Raw genomic sequence first — 14,551 nt, 5'->3', positions numbered from 1 at the left:
AACGAAAGACTATCCATGACCGAGACCACCGAACTGACCGTGACCCGCGAGGATACGCCCACCAGCGGCCGCTACGTCATCCACCTTGCCCCCGGCGCCGAGGCGGAGATGACCTTCCGCAAGGCCGCAAACGGCAATATCACCATCGACCATACCGGCGTGCCACCGGCCTATGAGGGCCGGGGCCTCGCCGCCAAACTGGTCAATCAGGCCATTGCCGATGCGCGCCAGCAGGGTTTCAAGATCACCCCGATCTGCTCCTATGTGGTGGCGCAGTTCCGTCGCCACCCCGAATGGGCCGATCTGCGCGCCTGATCACCAGCCGTAGCGCAGCCGGTCCTGACCCTCGGCCTTGATGGCGTCGAGTTCGCTCCACGGCACGGTGATGGTCGGCGCCCCATAGGCATAGGCGGCGACCTCATAGGGCTGGAACTGGATGATCAGCCCGTGGTCATCCGACAGGTCCCACCGCGTCGGATCGATGACGGCCCCGGCGATGTCGGCCGGGCTCTCGACCTGCAGCCATTCGCCATGCTCGCTCTGCAGCCGCTTCCAGGCCAGGTCGGTCAGCACCTTGTCCCAATGCGCCCCGGTAAAAATATCGGAGGCCAGCACGCCGCGCTGCGCGTCAATATTGTAGTTCAGCTGGGTGATGCCCCAATTGCCATGCGCCGCGCCGTGCCCATACCAATAGGTATTGGCCTCCAGCGTGATGCGGCTGGTGCCGGCCACCTCCTTGGGCACGACGGAGACGCTGGTATCGGCGAAGGCGTCCAGCTCGGTGCTCACCGCGCCCTCTATGCCCATGGCGGCCGACAGGCTCGTGCTCTCTTCCACCACATAGGCGTTAAAGGCCTCGGCCAGCGCCTCATCGCCATCGAGCTGGGCCAGCGCCAGTTCATGGCTCGCCACCTTGAAAAAGGACTCGGAGTCGTCCGCCGCATCCGGGTCGGGCAAAGCCCCATAGACTGATTTGATCAGGAAGCGATGGCCGCCCAGCATCCGGCTCTGCTCCAGCGCCTTGCTGCGCGCCTGGAACTTGGTGACGAGACATTCACCGCCCTGCTCATCATAGCGGCCACAGGTCAGTTTCTCGGCATCGTCGGTGCAGACGCGCTGCGCATAATCGAGCCAGTCACGCTGCTCGGCGCGCATCGTCTCCAATGCCGGTTTGGTCAGCCCGCCCGTCGCCGTGGCGAAGCTTTTGGCCAGCACCTCATCGGCCGCCGACAGCGCCGGCACGTCGCAAATCGCGTGTTCGAACGGCGTTCCGGCCTTGGCGCAGTCAAAACTGGCGGCTGTTGCCGGCAAAGCGCAAGAAAACAACAAGCATGCTGGCAGCAAAGCACGAGACAGGATCATGGCTTCTTCCTCGATTTGACCTGTCACGACGCTGGCAGGCGAGTGCCGCCGGGTCAACCGGAGGCCAACACAATGTGATTATGTCGCCTTGGTTGAACTCGCAGGCCGGCTGCCACGTTGAGTTGCCAGCAGCAGAGGAGACCATGATGACCCCGCTCGAAACCAAAATTCGCGTGCTGTTCGACGCCTATGGCAAGCACACCGAAAATGCCCTGCGCGATCCGCCTTTGGAAGATCTGGAGGGCGTAACCCGAGCTTTTGCCGCGTTTTTTGTCGAATCCAGCCCCAATGGCGTGATCGGCGGGGCCAATGATCACAATTTCCGCGCCCGCATTCCGCAGGGTTTTGCCCATTATCGCGCGGTCGGTGGCCGTCACATGACCATCAAGGGCTTGCGGGTGATCGAACTCGATCGGCTGCACGCCGTCGCCGATGTCGACTGGGATTTTGCCTACACCAACAAGGCCGGCAAAAGCGGCCACGTCACCTTCACCAATTTCTACTGCATCACCATCGCCGACGGCACGCCGAAGATTTTCGCCTATGTCACCCCGGACGAACAGAAGGCCATGCAGGAGCATGAACTGCTGTAAGGAGTTGAGAACACTCAGTCTTTAGCGGCGAGGAATTGCTGGGTCGCACGCAGTTCTTCCTGGCGCAGCTCATGTCCACCTTCATGCCAGAACAGCGACGCCTGCGCCCCCTGGCCGGCGAAATAATCGTGCAACGCCTGCGTCAACGCCGCCGGCGCCATCGGGTCGCGCTGGCCGGCGGTAAGCAGCACCCGCTTCCCGGCAAAATCCACCATCGGCGGCGCAAACGGGATCAGCGGATGCATCAATATCGTGGCGTCGAACAGCTCCGGCGCCGCGAACTGCACCGCCGCCAGAATATTGGCGCCGTTGGAATAGCCCAATCCGATCACCTGCTTGGCCGTCCCCTCGGCCTTGCGTGCCTCGACAAAAGCGATCATCTGCGCCGTGCGCAAAGCCAGATCATCCATGTCATAAACGCCATCGCCCGTGCGCCGAAAATAGCGCAACGCCCCGCCTTCGCTGACATCGCCGCGCGGCGCCACCACCCGCGCACCGGGCAATAATTGGCCGGCCAGATCGAAAAACTGGTTCTCATCGCCGCCGGTGCCGTGAAACACGAAAAACAGCGGCGCAGTCGCGTCGGCGCCCTGCCCCTCGCGATAGTGATAGTCGGCCATGACCACTCTCCTGAACTGATACTGGCCAACATATCGGCCACCTGCCCGGTCGGCACAACCGTTGCCCGCCGTCCCACACTGTTGCCGTTTCGATAACAATCGCCCCCGCCGGTGGATTGCTGACCGCGCGCTTTCATGCACTATGGCGCCATGTTCCTATCGATTTTCGACGTGTTCAAGATCGGCATCGGGCCATCGAGCTCCCACACCATGGGGCCGATGACCGCCGCCAGGCGTTTCCTCGATGAACTCAAATCCGGCGACTGGCCCCGTGCCGCCAATGCCCATCCGGCGGCGCTCACGGCCAGCCTGCATGGCTCACTGGCCTTTACCGGCATCGGCCATGGCAGCGGCCGCGCCGTGCTGCTCGGCCTGTGTGGCGAAGACCCCAAGACCATCGACCCCGATACGATGGACGCCAAAATCGCTGCCGTCGAAGCCAGCGGCATCGTCCAGCCCCCTGGCCACCCGGCCTATCGCTTCCGCCCGGCGGTCGACCTGGTATTCGACAAGCGCAACACCCTGCCCGGCCACCCCAACGGGTTGCAATTCGCCGCCTATGACAGTGACGGCCAATTGCTGCTGCGCCGCGCCTATTATTCCATTGGCGGCGGCTTCGTGGTCAGCGCCGAAGAGCTGGAGGCGCTCAAGCACGCCTCGCCCGAACAGGCCGATGTGCCCTATCCCTTCGCCCACGCCAAGGACATGCTGGCCATGGCCGCCGCCTCGGGCCTGTCCATCGCCGGGATGAAGCGCGCCAATGAAGAGGCGACACGCAGCCGGTTGGCGCTCGATCGGGGCATCGACGAAATCTGGGGCGTGATGAAAAGCTGCATGGATCGCGGCATCGCCCAGCAGGGCATCATGCCGGGCGGGCTTAACGTCAAGCGCCGCGCCCATGGCATTTTCCAGCAGCTCGAGGCGCAGTGGCAAAGCAATGAGATAACGCCGCTGATGGCCAATGACTGGCTCAGCCTCTACGCCATGGCGGTCAATGAGGAGAATGCCGGTGGCGGCCGCGTCGTCACCGCGCCGACCAATGGCGCCGCCGGCGTCATTCCGGCGGTGATGCGCTACTTCCTCAAATTCAACGCCGCCGCCGGCCCGCAAGCCGTGCGCGACTATCTGCTCACCGCCGCCGCCATTGGCGGCATCATCAAGCATAATGCCTCCATCTCCGGCGCCGAAGTCGGCTGCCAGGGCGAAGTCGGCTCGGCCTCCGCCATGGCCGCCGCCGGGCTCTGCGCCATCATGGGCGGCACCCCGACCCAGGTGGAAAACGCCGCTGAAATCGCGCTCGAACACCATCTGGGCATGACCTGCGATCCGGTCGGCGGGCTGGTGCAGATCCCCTGCATCGAACGCAACGCCTTTGGCGCCGTCAAAGCCGTCACCGCCGCCTCCCTGGCCCTCAAGGGCGACGGCACTCACGCCGTGCCGCTCGACGCCTGCATCGAGACCATGCGCCAGACCGGCATGGATATGAGCCACCGCTACAAGGAAACCAGCCTCGCCGGCTTGGCAGTCAATGTGGTGGCGTGCTGAGGGGATACCGGAAAAGGAAAAGCCCAGCAAACTCGTTGAGTTTACTGGGCTTTTTTGGTTGCGGGAGTAGGATTTGAACCTACGACCTTCAGGTTATGAGCCTGACGAGCTACCGGGCTGCTCCATCCCGCGTCAAATAGTCGATAACAGTTCCGGTGGGGTCCGTCATCACGGCGGGCCGTGGCCGCGTCGTGAGGGCTATATAGGGGGTGGGGACGGATAGCTCAACCCCTAAAGCGGATTAGGTGACGCTTTTTTGACAATGCAAATTTTTGGGCAGCAATCCTGTCATTTTCAGCGACATCGGCTAGAGTGACGGCTCTTCCATACATGCCGTCGAGACATCCTTATGAAATTGAAGCCGCTTGGCCGCACCGACCTGCTGGTCACCGAAATTTGCCTGGGCACCATGACCTGGGGCAGCCAGAACACTGAAGCCGAAGGCCACGCCCAGATCGATATGGCGCTCGAGGCCGGCCTCAATTTCATGGACACCGCCGAAATCTACGCCGTGCCGCGCAGCCCGGAAACCTCCGGCCGTACCGAGGAATATATCGGCAGCTGGTTCAAGCAGACCGGCAAGCGCGACCAGTGGATTCTGGCCTCCAAAGTAGCCGGCGGCGCGGTCGATTTCATCCGCAATGGTACGCGCACCAGCGGCAAGACGCTGCGCGAAGCCTTCGAGGCCAGCCTGCGCCGGCTGCAGACCGACTATATCGACCTCTACCAGATCCACTGGGCCCAGCGCGGCAGCTATAATTTCGAAGGCTCCTGGAGCTACCAGCCCCATACCCAGGACCGGACCAACACGCTCGACAATATCGAGGACATGCTCGAAACCTTGGGCGCGCTGGTCAAGGAAGGCAAATTGCGCCATGCCGGCGTCTCCAACGAGACCACCTGGGGCATTTCGCAATGGCTGCGCATTGCCGAGGCCAGGGGCCTGCCGCGCCTGGTGTCGGTGCAGAACGAATATAGCCTGCTACGCCGCCATTTCGATCTCGACCTGGCCGAACTCAGCCACCACGAGGATGTCGGGCTGCTGGCTTATTCGCCACTGGCCGCCGGCCTGCTGACCGGTAAATATCTCAACGGCCAGATGCCCAAGGGCAGCCGCGGCGATTATCAAAAAGGCATGTGGCGGCTGAACGAACATTCCGACACCGCGACGCGGGCCTATGTCGAGCTGGCGGCCCGCCATGGGCTCGATCCGGCGCAGATGGCCATCGCCTTTGCCCTGACCCGCCCCTTCATGACCTCGGTGATCATCGGCGCCACCAGCACGGCGCAACTGGCCAATGCCATCGGCGTCCGGGACGTGACCTTGTCGCCCGCACTGCTGGGCGAGATCGAAGCCATCCACCGCCGCTATCCCCGCCCTCTCTAAACCCGAAGCAAAGGCGACGGGAAACCGTCGCCTTTTGCCAGCCGCGCGCTATAACAGGGGCATAAACACCATTGCGGGGCCGCCCTTGTCGATGACGCTGATCTCCACCCTGTTCCCGCTGATCTTCTATTTTGCCTACAATATCGTGGTGCCGCAGATCGAGCGTGTCCGCCCCTCGCTCTCGGGCATCATGAACATTCAGCGCCGCCGCTGGATGATCAATGCCTCGGTGCGCGATTCCCCGTTCGACGCCATCCTCTCGGGCAATATCATGAGCTCGGTGAGCTTTCTTGCCTCCACCGCCGTGCTGCTGATCCTGGCCATCGTCGCCGTGTTCGGGCAATTGCCGGCGCTGCTGAGCGCGCTCGATACGCTGTCGCTGGAGCGCACCTACACCATGCTCGATGTGCAGCTGCATCTGGTGGTGATGCTGGCGATGTTCGTGCTGGCCTTCTTTGCCTTCACCCTGTCGCTGCGCCAGTTCAATCACTACTGCATCCTGCTCGGCGCGCTTGATCCGGCGCGCGGCGCCACCGAGGCCGAGATCGAGATCGACGCCATCACCGCGATGAATGCGCTGGGCGCCCGCAATTTCAACAGCGGCATTCGCGCCTATTATTTCTCCGTCGCCACCGTCACCTGGTTCGTCTCCGAATGGCTGCCCATCGTGGCGTGTCTCGCCACCACGCTGATCCTGGCGCAGCGCGAATTCTTCGCCTCGCAGCATCGTGGCATCGCCTCCGCTGCCGTCGAGGCCGCCAATCGCGCCGAAGAACACCGCGACCGGGACTAGTTCCCGTTAGCCTTGCGACATATATGACATTGACATTCACCTAATCCGGACGCTTTATGCGCCCGCAAGTTCCACCCGACCCGACGCCATATCACCATGCTCGTTTGTCAGTGCAATATGATCACCAGCAAGGAGATCGAGGACATCGTCCTGGATCTGCTCAAGGCCGATCCGTGGCAGTTGGTGGTGCCGGCCAAGGTCTATGGCGAACTCAATCGTCGCGCCAAATGCAGCGGTTGCGTGCCGAATGTGGTGGACATTATTGTCCGCGTCACGGAAAACTACCACTCACAGCAAGCCCAACAAACCGGCGAAGTCCTCACGCTTCCGGTTGGGCTGGAGAAGCTCAAGCAGCAACGAAGTGGAGTACGTCGTGAAAGGCGAAGCGCAAGTCATCGAGCGGCTTAACGAAGCCCTCTTTCTCGAACTCGGTGCCGTCAACCAGTATTGGGTCCATTTTCGTCTGCTCGACGATTGGGGCTTCAAGAAGCTGGCCGCTAAGGAACGCGCTGAATCCATTGAAGAAATGCACCATGCCGATCGCCTGATCGAGCGCATCATCTTCCTCGAAGGTCACCCCAATCTGCAGCGCGTTGCGCCACTGCGAATCGGCCAGACCATCAAGGAAGTGCTCGAGGCCGATCTGGCCGGCGAATACGACGCTCGCGCTGCCTATAAGGCCAGCCGCGAACTGTGCGAGCAGCTGGGCGATTATGTCTCCAAGAATCTGTTCGAGGCCCTGCTGACCGACGAGGAAGGCCATATCGACTTCCTCGAAACCCAGCTCGACCTGCTCGACAAGATCGGCGTTGAAAAATACGGCCAGCTCAACTCGGCCTCGGCTGACGAAGCCGAATAGACCAGACTGAGATGCAGCCGCCCGGAACCTGTTTCGGGCGGCTTTGGTTTGCCCGCCAGACGGAGACGCCGCAATGACCTGGCACACCGGCCGCCTGCTCGACCATGTGCATCTGCGCGCCAAAAACCTGCGGACCACCCGCTATTTCTACGAAAACGTGTTGGCGGCGCTGGGGCGGCGGATCGATCAATCCGGCGAGGGCTGGTTCCAGGCCGATGAACTCTTCGTCGACGCCGCCGACGCCCGCACCATCCCCACCCATATTCACCTCGCCTTCCAGGCCCGCGACCGCGCCATGGTCGACGCCTTCTATAAGGCCGCCCTCGCCGCCGGCGGCAGGGACAATGGCAGACCGGGCGAACGCCACTACCACCCCGGCTACTACGCCGCCTTCGTGCTCGACCCCGACGGCAACAATATCGAAGGCGTGTTCCACGGCCCGGTGCGCCGCTCGGCGGACTCGGTGGAGTTCAATCCGGCTTAGGCTTCTTCGCTTCTTCGCTTCTTCGCTCCCCCACTCACCGTGTCACCCCGGGCTCGACCCGGGGCCCATCCTGAGATCTCAAGCTGGGTCCCGGCTCAAGGCCGGGATGACATCGTGGGAAGGATAGCTACACCGGCCACTGCACCACGGTCAGCTCCGGCCACACCGTCTTGGCCCGCGCCGCCTTGCTGGCATGCGTCGCCGCATTGTCCAGCGTCGGATTGGGGGTAATCCGGAATGCAAAAATATCGTCCAACCCAAACGGCGCGAACAGGCTCAAGCTGTCGTCAGCCTCCAGCCGCACCGCCACGGCATGGGTCCGCGAGGCGAAATAACCCAGCATCTCGGCGCTGGATTTCAGCTGCGGATAGGCCGTGCCGAATTTTTGCGGAAACCACAAATGCACCCGCGCCTGATTGCGCAGCTCGACCGGGATCGGCGCCTCGGCAAACTGCCGCGCCGCCCGCTGGATCGCCGCATCCTCGGCTTCATAGGACAGGTCGCTATCGTCGAAATACACCACATCGGCATCCTTGATGCCGGTGAGCGGCGGCCGCCCGGTCAGTGCATTCCACACGCTATTATAGATCGCCCCGGAGCCCAGCAGCATATCGGGCAGCGCCAGTTCCTGCATGCCGCGCAAAATGCCCAGCAGCACCGGCGACTGACGGATAATGGCCTCCAGCGCCTCGCGCTGGGCCTGCGCCGAAGCGCCCGAGAATCGAAGGTGGTCTGGCATGGACATGGATGTGTTGAGCTTCTGGTCAGGCCGAGTCGAGAAGGCTGTTTTTCGAGAACCGGAGCGCAGCGTACATCAGTACGTGAGCACCGGAAGCGCAGAAAATCAGCGTTCGCAGGCCGGCATCACCTGAAGATCAACGCATCCATTAGTTTTCGATTGGCTGGAACATGGCATTGAGCTGGTCGACGATCTGCTCCATCGGCGCGATGGAGTCCGGCAGTTCCTCGGGCGCCTCGGGAGCCATCGCCACATAGGGCACGCCACTCGGGAAGGCCCCGAACATCTGGAAAAACGCCACCATGTCGTCGAGCACCGGCGCGCGCCAGCGCCACAGCGCGCCCATGGCGATCACCGGCTCCATATGGCCGAACCCCTCGTAATAGCGGGTGGTGACCCAGACGCCGCTATCCTTGAGCTTCTGGGCAAAGCGCTCGGTGTTCTGCATCCGCACGATGGGGTCGGTAGTGCCGGTCGCCAGATACATCGGCGGGGTGGCGTTGGTCACCAGATTGATCGGCTGGGTGCCCTGCGGGTTGGGCGCGGCACCAAAGGCGTTCTGCACTTCGCCATATTCAAACGGGTAGAAATCAAACGGCCCCGACAACGCCGCGACGCCCAGGATCGGCATGGTCACGCCATATTCGCGCAGGAAGGACGGGTCGAGCGCCAGCATGGTGGCGTTATAGGCCCCGGCCGAGTGGCCGGCCAGAAACAGCCGATTGGTGTCGCCGCCATAATTGGCGATATTGTCCTGCACCCAGCGCAGCGCATTGGCGCTGTCTTCGAGGAATTCGGGATATTTGACCTCGGGGACCAGCCGGTAATCGGCGATCACCGTGACAAAGCCACGTGCCGCCAGCGCCCGGCCGACAAACTGATAGTCGCTGCGTTCGCCCCGGTTCCAGCCGCCGCCATAGATGAAAAACACCACTGGCGCCGGCGCCCCGCGCGCCTCAGGCGCATAGACGTCGAGCTTGTGCCGCGAACCATCGGCATAGGCGATGCCATCGCCCGCCTTGACCGTGCCGCCATCCATGGCAGAGCCGATATTGAACGGGTCCATCACCGACAGCGCCCAGGCCGGCACTGACCCGACCAGCACCAGCAGCAAAAGCACGACAAGAGCCCGCCGCAGCGGCGAATTCAGACTGAACATGAGCATGTCTTCACAAGGAGGAGGATGTGCCTAACCAGCAAAGCCGGGGATATTGTGGCATGGTGCGGGATGGCCGGAATGGGCGAGGGCAGGCGCCTCAACCATTGGAGACTGCCTGCCCTCTACTTAAGCGCGATAAAATTGCGCTCAAAGTGTTAACCAGTGGTTAACGCTTGAGCGCATCGAGCAGCCTCCCGGAAATGTGACCATCGGCCGGCAGGCCCCGGCGCGCCTGATAGGCCACGACTGCCGCGCGGGTCTTGGGACCAACCACCCCATCGGGCGAACCGGCGTCAAACCCGGCCCGACCCAACAGGGTCTGCACCTCGGCGCGCTGCGCCTTGGTCAGGGCATAGTCGCCGCTCGGCCAGGACGTGGCGAAATCGCCGCCGCCGATGATCCGGTCGGCCAGATGGCCCACGGCCAGCGCATAGCTGTCCGAATTATTGTAGCGCTTGATCACATCGAAATTGGGCAGCAGCAGGAACACCGGCCCGCTCGCCCCGGCCGGCATATAGAGCCGCCCGGTATCATTGGGGCGCGGAAACGCCTTGCCGGAGACGCGCTGGATGCCCATCGCCTGCCACTGGCTGAGCGGCGCTCGCTCCAGCTGCCGGGCGCGGGCAAAATCGAAACCGCTGGGGAGTTTGACCTCATAGCCCCAGGTCTCGCCGGGACGCCATTTGAAGCTGTGCAGATAATTGGCCGTGGAACCCAGCGCGTCCTGCACCGAGTTCCAGATATCCTTGCGACCGTCGCCATTGTAATCGACGGCATAGCGCATGAAGCTCGACGGCATGAACTGGGTATGCCCCATCGCCCCGGCCCAGGAGCCGGTCATGTTACGGGCGTTTACATGCCCATCCGACAGGATGCGCAACGCCGTCAGCAATTCCTCGCGGAAGAAGTCGGCGCGATAGCCGCCCTCGGTCAGCGTCGCCAGCGCGTGGATGGTGTTCTCGCCGCCCATGAAGCCGCCGAAATTGGTTTCCATGCCCCAGATCGCCAGCACGAATTCGGGCTGCACGCCCCAGCGCTGCTGGCTACCGGCCAGCGTCTGCGCCCATTCGGCGCGCATCGCCCTACCCTTCTGCGCCTGCGCATTGGTCACGCGGCGGTCGATATATTGCTGCACCGTCTGGGAAAATTCGGGCTGCTTCTTGGTCAGCTCCATGACCTTGGGCAGATAATTATAGCCGGCAAACGCCGCCTCGAACGCCGCCCGGCTGACGCCGCGCGCCTCGGCCTGCGGCCACAGGCTGCGCACGAAACTGGCGCTATTGGCCAAAGCCGGTGCGGCCGCAACCAGGCTGAGCGACGCGGCCATAGCCAGCGTGGCCAGGCCACGGAACAAAGCGGCGGTCTTGCCGGTCGAAACAAACATAGGGGGCCTCGTGATACGCGAAACAAATGGACACGATTGCGCCGGCTGTGCCGCAACTGGCGCGTAGCACAATTTTAACCCACCAAATTAAGATCGCCTTAAGGCAAAGCGGGGGCGCGATCACAATGGGTTCAACCCCACAGCTTAGCGCTGTTAACCCGCCTCAGCCCCCCGCTTGCGCCACCGGCGGCGGCAACAATGCCTCGCCAATCCGACCCGGCTGGGCCACATAGGTAATATGCGGATAGGGCACTTTGAGCCCCCGCTCATCGAACACCTGCTTGACCAGCTCGCTATAGGCCCGCCCCGCGGCCCAGTGCTTGCCCGGCCGCGTCTTGATCCGCGCCCGCACCGTCACCGCCGATTCCGTGAACCCGGTCACCCCATGCATGTCGAAATCATCGAGGATGTCGTCGACATATTCGGTAGCCATCAGCCGGTCGAACGCTTCCTGCATTGCCAGCTTGATCTGGCCGATATCGCTATCATAGGAGGCGCGGATTTCGGCAACATGGAACGAGAATCCGCGCGCCATATTGCTCACCTGATCGACCGAGGAAAACGGGATCAGATGCACCGTGCCGGCGAGGTCGCGAATGGTCACCGACCGGATGGTCAGCTTTTCCACCGTGCCGGTCTTGTCCACCACCGTCACCACGTCCCCCTCATTCATCACATTCTCGAACTGGATGAAGATGCCGGTGATGATGTCCTGCACCAGCTTTTGCGCACCAAAACCGATGGCCAGACCGATGACACCGGCACCGGCCAGCAGTGGCGCAATATTGACCCCGATCTGGGCCAGCGTCAGCATGGCGCCGAACACCACCAAAGCGATGGTGAAGGCGTTCTTGAACAGGCCGAGCAGGGTTTTCTCACGCGCCGTCGGGGTTTTGCCGATGCTGGTATTGAGCCGGTATTCCACCCAGGACGCCACCACCACATGCAGCACAATACAAACCAGCACCACCAATGCCGCCGAGATCACCGAACCGGCGACATGCTGGCCGGCATCGCTGCCGATCCAGCCGACGAAATCGAACAGCGCCCAGGCCTGCGCGATGGCCAGCAGCACCCCGGCAATCACGATCCAGCTCACTGCCCGCATCACCCCGGGCACAAAGGCGTGCAACCGCGCTTCCAGCAGCGGCAGCCGCTTCTGAATATCTTCAGGCAGTCGCAGCCCGGCGCTGACAAAGCGCGCAATGAAGCCGACAATGACCACGCCCACCAGGATGGCGATGATCGACTGCATGGTCGCGCCCAACATGAAGGGCAGCGCCTGTTCGGGATTGGTGAACCACACCACCAGCAGCGTCACCAGATAGACGATCGCCACCATGTGCCAATATTGCCCGAGCAGGATCAGCAACTGCCCGGTGCCATCATTGCCGCGCCTGGCCGCAATGCCGGTCAGCCAGTTCCGCACATCGTCCTTGTTCTGCAGCACCACGACAATGCCGATGGTCACCGCCGTCGCCATCACCAGCACCTGTACCGCCGACGCCGCCCCGAGCGAAAGATTGGCCGCCAGCAGCGGCGTGACGAACAGGAAGGTATAGCCGACCAGCGACAGGATCCGCGCCAGCCAGAACGACCAATAGGCGGCATTGTCGTCACTGATCGGGAACAGCCGCAGGCTCTTGAACCGCGGCGACAGCAGTGCCCGCGCTCCGACTTTGCTCAGCTCCACCAACAGGAACGCATTGAGCAGCAGTGATTGATTGATCCCCATCCGCCCGGCCCCGCCGCCGACCAGTGCTACGGCGACGGCATAGCCAATGGCCCAGGCCAGCAACACCGCGCTGAAATCCACCAGCGTGGCCGCCAGCAACCCCAATAGCCGCGACACCCAGCCATGGCCCTCGACCCGCGCGGCAATGATGCGCTGTGCCCAGATCATCACCAGCCGCAGCGCCAGAAAGCCGCCAAACAGCCCGGCCGCGACCAGCAGCACCCCAATCGCCACATTGCGGAACGCCTCGAGATCGGCATCCAGCGTCCCGCTCAGCCCCTGCTGCAGATCGATGAACACCGCGCCCAGCGAGCGCAGCGTCGCCGAGGTGCCCTCGGCCGCCGCCTTGGTATATTCGGCCAGCTGCCGCACAATATTGAGATCCGGCGGCGCTTCACCCGCCAGCCCGCCCTCGACCCCGCTCTGCTTCAGCCGTTCCAGCAGCGCCGCGCGGCTGGCATCATTCTCGAGAATGCGCACCAGCTCCTCGATCCCGGGATCGGCCGCCGGCACGGTCTGAGCCAGGGTAGCAGGCGAAAACAGCAGCAGGAACAAGAGAAAAAGCGCGCGCATCAAAAAATCCGGTAACGTCACAAGGACTGGGCCCAAGCGGCTGGCAGGCGTAACTGCCCGTTGATTGTGGAGACGCTGAGGCGACAGCGATTTGGTTTCCATCGACACTGGAGCACATAATGAGTCAGCGCGACATCCCCACCCCGTTCACCGACGACAGGCTCGCCCTCTTCGAACGCGACGGCACCCCGCCGCTCCCCACGCCCGACCAGAGCGGACATCTGGCCCATGATGGCGCGCAGATCTGGTACGCCAGCATCGGCCACGGCCCGGCGGTCGTCCTGCTGCATGGCGGCCTGGGCCATTCCGGCAACTGGGCGCATCAGGCCCCGGCCCTCGTCGCTGCCGGCTATCGCGTCATCCTCATCGACAGCCGCGGCCACGGCCGCAGCACAAGCGACGCCCGCCCCTACAGCTATGAATTGATGGCCGGCGACGTGGTCGCCATCATGGATAGCCTGTCCATCCCCCGCGCCGCTTTGGTCGGTTGGAGCGATGGCGCCTGTATCGCCTTGGTATTGGCCGCGGCCCATCCCGAACGCGTCGACGGCGTGCTGTTTTTCGGCTGCAACATGGACGCCAGCGGCGCTTTGCCCTTCGTCCCCACCCCGGTGGTCGACAACTGCTTCTCCCGGCATCGCCAGGACTATGCGGCGCTCTCCTCGACGCCAGACGCCTTCGAGGATTTCGTCGAGGCCGTCGGCGCCATGCAGCGCAGCCAACCGAATTACACGGCGGCCCAGCTGCGCCGGATCGCCGTCCCCGTCACCATTCTGCACAGCGCTGGCGACGAATTCATCCGCCCCGAACACGCCGCCTACCTCGCCGCCACCATCCCCAGCGCCGACCTGGTGACGCTACCCGACGTCACCCATTTCGCGCCACTGCAGCGTCCGGCACTATTCAACACTGCACTGCTGGCGTTTTTGGCGACCAAGGCCGATCGCTAAAAGGGCCCGCGGCCTTCCCCCGCTCGGTGTCACCCCGGCCCTGCGCCGGGGTCCATCCTGAGCTGGTGCCGCGCGTCACCCGCTAGCCGGGCTTTTTCTGCAGCATCTGGGTGCCACGCTGTGCCCCCCTCACGCTTGCGAGGAGGGTGGGGGCGTCGCAGGCTGGATTCCGGGGTTATTCTTCCCGCCTTGCGCCGACCAACTGCCGGGCTGCAGGCCTCCCCTCCCACTCCGCGTTCCAAAGTAAGCGGTTAGCCGGAGCCGTTACCGGCTGAAGTTCCATGGCATGAGGTCGGCGATCTGGCTGTTTGGCCAGCCGCCTGCGATACGGTCAAGCGTTTGAGTGAGCCAGGCGTGCGGGTCGACGC

The 14,551-nt window shown here is 63.2% G+C and carries 16 protein-coding genes and 1 tRNA gene; 9 read left to right on the top strand and 8 right to left on the bottom strand.

What is annotated here, in order from left to right:
- Positions 1–15: 15 nt before the first annotated feature.
- Positions 16–315 carry a GNAT family N-acetyltransferase gene (locus ACX3OZ_RS16815; RefSeq protein WP_459093721.1) on the top strand — a complete coding sequence of 100 codons (300 nt, stop codon included), beginning with the start codon at positions 16–18 and terminating at the stop codon, positions 313–315.
- On the opposite strand, the gene ACX3OZ_RS16810 is transcribed toward ACX3OZ_RS16815, so the two are convergent.
- The gene (locus ACX3OZ_RS16810) at positions 316–1,362 is read right to left on the bottom strand and encodes a DUF3298 domain-containing protein (RefSeq protein ID WP_459104993.1); all 1,047 of its coding nucleotides are present in this window, start codon (positions 1,360–1,362) and stop codon (positions 316–318) included.
- 146 nt (positions 1,363–1,508) lie between these two features.
- Between ACX3OZ_RS16810 and ACX3OZ_RS16805 the strand changes: the two genes are divergently transcribed.
- On the top strand, positions 1,509–1,955 hold the full coding sequence (locus tag ACX3OZ_RS16805; RefSeq protein WP_459093723.1) for a hypothetical protein: 447 nt from the start codon (positions 1,509–1,511) through the stop codon (positions 1,953–1,955).
- Positions 1,956–1,969: 14 nt separating this feature from the next.
- On the opposite strand, the gene ACX3OZ_RS16800 is transcribed toward ACX3OZ_RS16805, so the two are convergent.
- On the bottom strand, positions 1,970–2,575 hold the full coding sequence (locus tag ACX3OZ_RS16800; protein ID WP_459093724.1) for an alpha/beta hydrolase: 606 nt from the start codon (positions 2,573–2,575) through the stop codon (positions 1,970–1,972).
- A 150-nt stretch (positions 2,576–2,725) separates the two neighbouring features.
- Between ACX3OZ_RS16800 and ACX3OZ_RS16795 the strand changes: the two genes are divergently transcribed.
- Positions 2,726–4,120 (top strand): L-serine ammonia-lyase, encoded by a 1,395-nt coding sequence (locus tag ACX3OZ_RS16795; RefSeq protein ID WP_459093725.1) that lies wholly within the window; start codon positions 2,726–2,728, stop codon positions 4,118–4,120.
- 55 nt (positions 4,121–4,175) lie between these two features.
- On the opposite strand, the gene ACX3OZ_RS16790 is transcribed toward ACX3OZ_RS16795, so the two are convergent.
- A tRNA-Met gene (locus ACX3OZ_RS16790) sits at positions 4,176–4,252 on the bottom strand.
- A 217-nt stretch (positions 4,253–4,469) separates the two neighbouring features.
- Between ACX3OZ_RS16790 and ACX3OZ_RS16785 the strand changes: the two genes are divergently transcribed.
- From ACX3OZ_RS16785 to ACX3OZ_RS16765, 5 genes are all read left to right on the top strand, one after another.
- A complete protein-coding gene (locus ACX3OZ_RS16785; protein ID WP_459104992.1) occupies positions 4,470–5,507 on the top strand; it encodes an aldo/keto reductase in 1,038 nt (345 codons plus the stop codon).
- A gap of 91 nt (positions 5,508–5,598) precedes the next feature.
- Complete coding sequence (locus tag ACX3OZ_RS16780) at positions 5,599–6,300, top strand: DUF599 domain-containing protein (RefSeq protein WP_459105017.1); 702 nt, start codon at positions 5,599–5,601, stop codon at positions 6,298–6,300.
- Positions 6,301–6,396: 96 nt separating this feature from the next.
- Positions 6,397–6,708, top strand: coding sequence for a (2Fe-2S)-binding protein (locus ACX3OZ_RS16775; RefSeq protein WP_459093727.1), 312 nt, complete (start codon positions 6,397–6,399; stop codon positions 6,706–6,708).
- Positions 6,674–7,159: a bacterioferritin gene (bfr, locus tag ACX3OZ_RS16770; RefSeq protein ID WP_459104991.1), complete on the top strand. Its 486-nt coding sequence runs from the start codon at positions 6,674–6,676 to the stop codon at positions 7,157–7,159. Before ACX3OZ_RS16775 ends, bfr begins: the two co-directional genes overlap by 35 nt.
- A gap of 73 nt (positions 7,160–7,232) precedes the next feature.
- Positions 7,233–7,643 carry a VOC family protein gene (locus ACX3OZ_RS16765; protein ID WP_459104990.1) on the top strand — a complete coding sequence of 137 codons (411 nt, stop codon included), beginning with the start codon at positions 7,233–7,235 and terminating at the stop codon, positions 7,641–7,643.
- A gap of 127 nt (positions 7,644–7,770) precedes the next feature.
- Here the strand turns inward: ACX3OZ_RS16765 and ACX3OZ_RS16760 are convergent, their stop codons facing one another.
- The 4 genes from ACX3OZ_RS16760 to ACX3OZ_RS16745 form a co-directional block, all read right to left on the bottom strand.
- Positions 7,771–8,388: a nucleotidyltransferase family protein gene (locus tag ACX3OZ_RS16760; RefSeq protein WP_459104989.1), complete on the bottom strand. Its 618-nt coding sequence runs from the start codon at positions 8,386–8,388 to the stop codon at positions 7,771–7,773.
- Positions 8,389–8,530: 142 nt separating this feature from the next.
- On the bottom strand, positions 8,531–9,541 hold the full coding sequence (locus tag ACX3OZ_RS16755; protein ID WP_459093731.1) for an alpha/beta hydrolase: 1,011 nt from the start codon (positions 9,539–9,541) through the stop codon (positions 8,531–8,533).
- A gap of 166 nt (positions 9,542–9,707) precedes the next feature.
- Positions 9,708–10,925 (bottom strand): lytic murein transglycosylase, encoded by a 1,218-nt coding sequence (locus tag ACX3OZ_RS16750; RefSeq protein WP_459104988.1) that lies wholly within the window; start codon positions 10,923–10,925, stop codon positions 9,708–9,710.
- A 163-nt stretch (positions 10,926–11,088) separates the two neighbouring features.
- Entirely contained in the window at positions 11,089–13,233 is a 2,145-nt protein-coding gene (locus tag ACX3OZ_RS16745; RefSeq protein WP_459104987.1) for a mechanosensitive ion channel domain-containing protein, read from the bottom strand.
- A gap of 119 nt (positions 13,234–13,352) precedes the next feature.
- Between ACX3OZ_RS16745 and ACX3OZ_RS16740 the strand changes: the two genes are divergently transcribed.
- The gene (locus tag ACX3OZ_RS16740; protein ID WP_459104986.1) at positions 13,353–14,183 is read left to right on the top strand and encodes an alpha/beta fold hydrolase; all 831 of its coding nucleotides are present in this window, start codon (positions 13,353–13,355) and stop codon (positions 14,181–14,183) included.
- 264 nt (positions 14,184–14,447) lie between these two features.
- Here ACX3OZ_RS16740 and ACX3OZ_RS16735 read toward each other — a convergent pair.
- A partial coding sequence (locus tag ACX3OZ_RS16735) for a transposase domain-containing protein (RefSeq protein ID WP_459104487.1) occupies positions 14,448–14,551 on the bottom strand: 104 nt, incomplete at its 5' end.

The organism is Devosia sp. A369 (assembly GCF_054489345.1).
The sequence above is the reverse complement of the archived record's forward strand: the minus strand, read 5'-3'. Positions and strand labels throughout refer to the sequence as shown.

Coding starts and splice junctions, on each gene's coding strand:
- ACX3OZ_RS16805 (WP_459093723.1), top strand. CDS start 1,509: ATGACCCCGCTCGAAACCAAAATTCGCGTGCTGTTCGACGCCTATGGC.
- ACX3OZ_RS16750 (WP_459104988.1), bottom strand. CDS start 10,925: ATGTTTGTTTCGACCGGCAAGACCGCCGCTTTGTTCCGTGGCCTGGCC.
- ACX3OZ_RS16785 (WP_459104992.1), top strand. CDS start 4,470: ATGAAATTGAAGCCGCTTGGCCGCACCGACCTGCTGGTCACCGAAATT.
- ACX3OZ_RS16765 (WP_459104990.1), top strand. CDS start 7,233: ATGACCTGGCACACCGGCCGCCTGCTCGACCATGTGCATCTGCGCGCC.
- ACX3OZ_RS16780 (WP_459105017.1), top strand. CDS start 5,599: ATGACGCTGATCTCCACCCTGTTCCCGCTGATCTTCTATTTTGCCTAC.
- ACX3OZ_RS16810 (WP_459104993.1), bottom strand. CDS start 1,362: ATGATCCTGTCTCGTGCTTTGCTGCCAGCATGCTTGTTGTTTTCTTGC.
- ACX3OZ_RS16800 (WP_459093724.1), bottom strand. CDS start 2,575: ATGGCCGACTATCACTATCGCGAGGGGCAGGGCGCCGACGCGACTGCG.
- ACX3OZ_RS16775 (WP_459093727.1), top strand. CDS start 6,397: ATGCTCGTTTGTCAGTGCAATATGATCACCAGCAAGGAGATCGAGGAC.
- ACX3OZ_RS16745 (WP_459104987.1), bottom strand. CDS start 13,233: ATGCGCGCGCTTTTTCTCTTGTTCCTGCTGCTGTTTTCGCCTGCTACC.
- ACX3OZ_RS16760 (WP_459104989.1), bottom strand. CDS start 8,388: ATGTCCATGCCAGACCACCTTCGATTCTCGGGCGCTTCGGCGCAGGCC.
- ACX3OZ_RS16740 (WP_459104986.1), top strand. CDS start 13,353: ATGAGTCAGCGCGACATCCCCACCCCGTTCACCGACGACAGGCTCGCC.
- ACX3OZ_RS16815 (WP_459093721.1), top strand. CDS start 16: ATGACCGAGACCACCGAACTGACCGTGACCCGCGAGGATACGCCCACC.
- ACX3OZ_RS16755 (WP_459093731.1), bottom strand. CDS start 9,541: ATGTTCAGTCTGAATTCGCCGCTGCGGCGGGCTCTTGTCGTGCTTTTG.
- ACX3OZ_RS16795 (WP_459093725.1), top strand. CDS start 2,726: ATGTTCCTATCGATTTTCGACGTGTTCAAGATCGGCATCGGGCCATCG.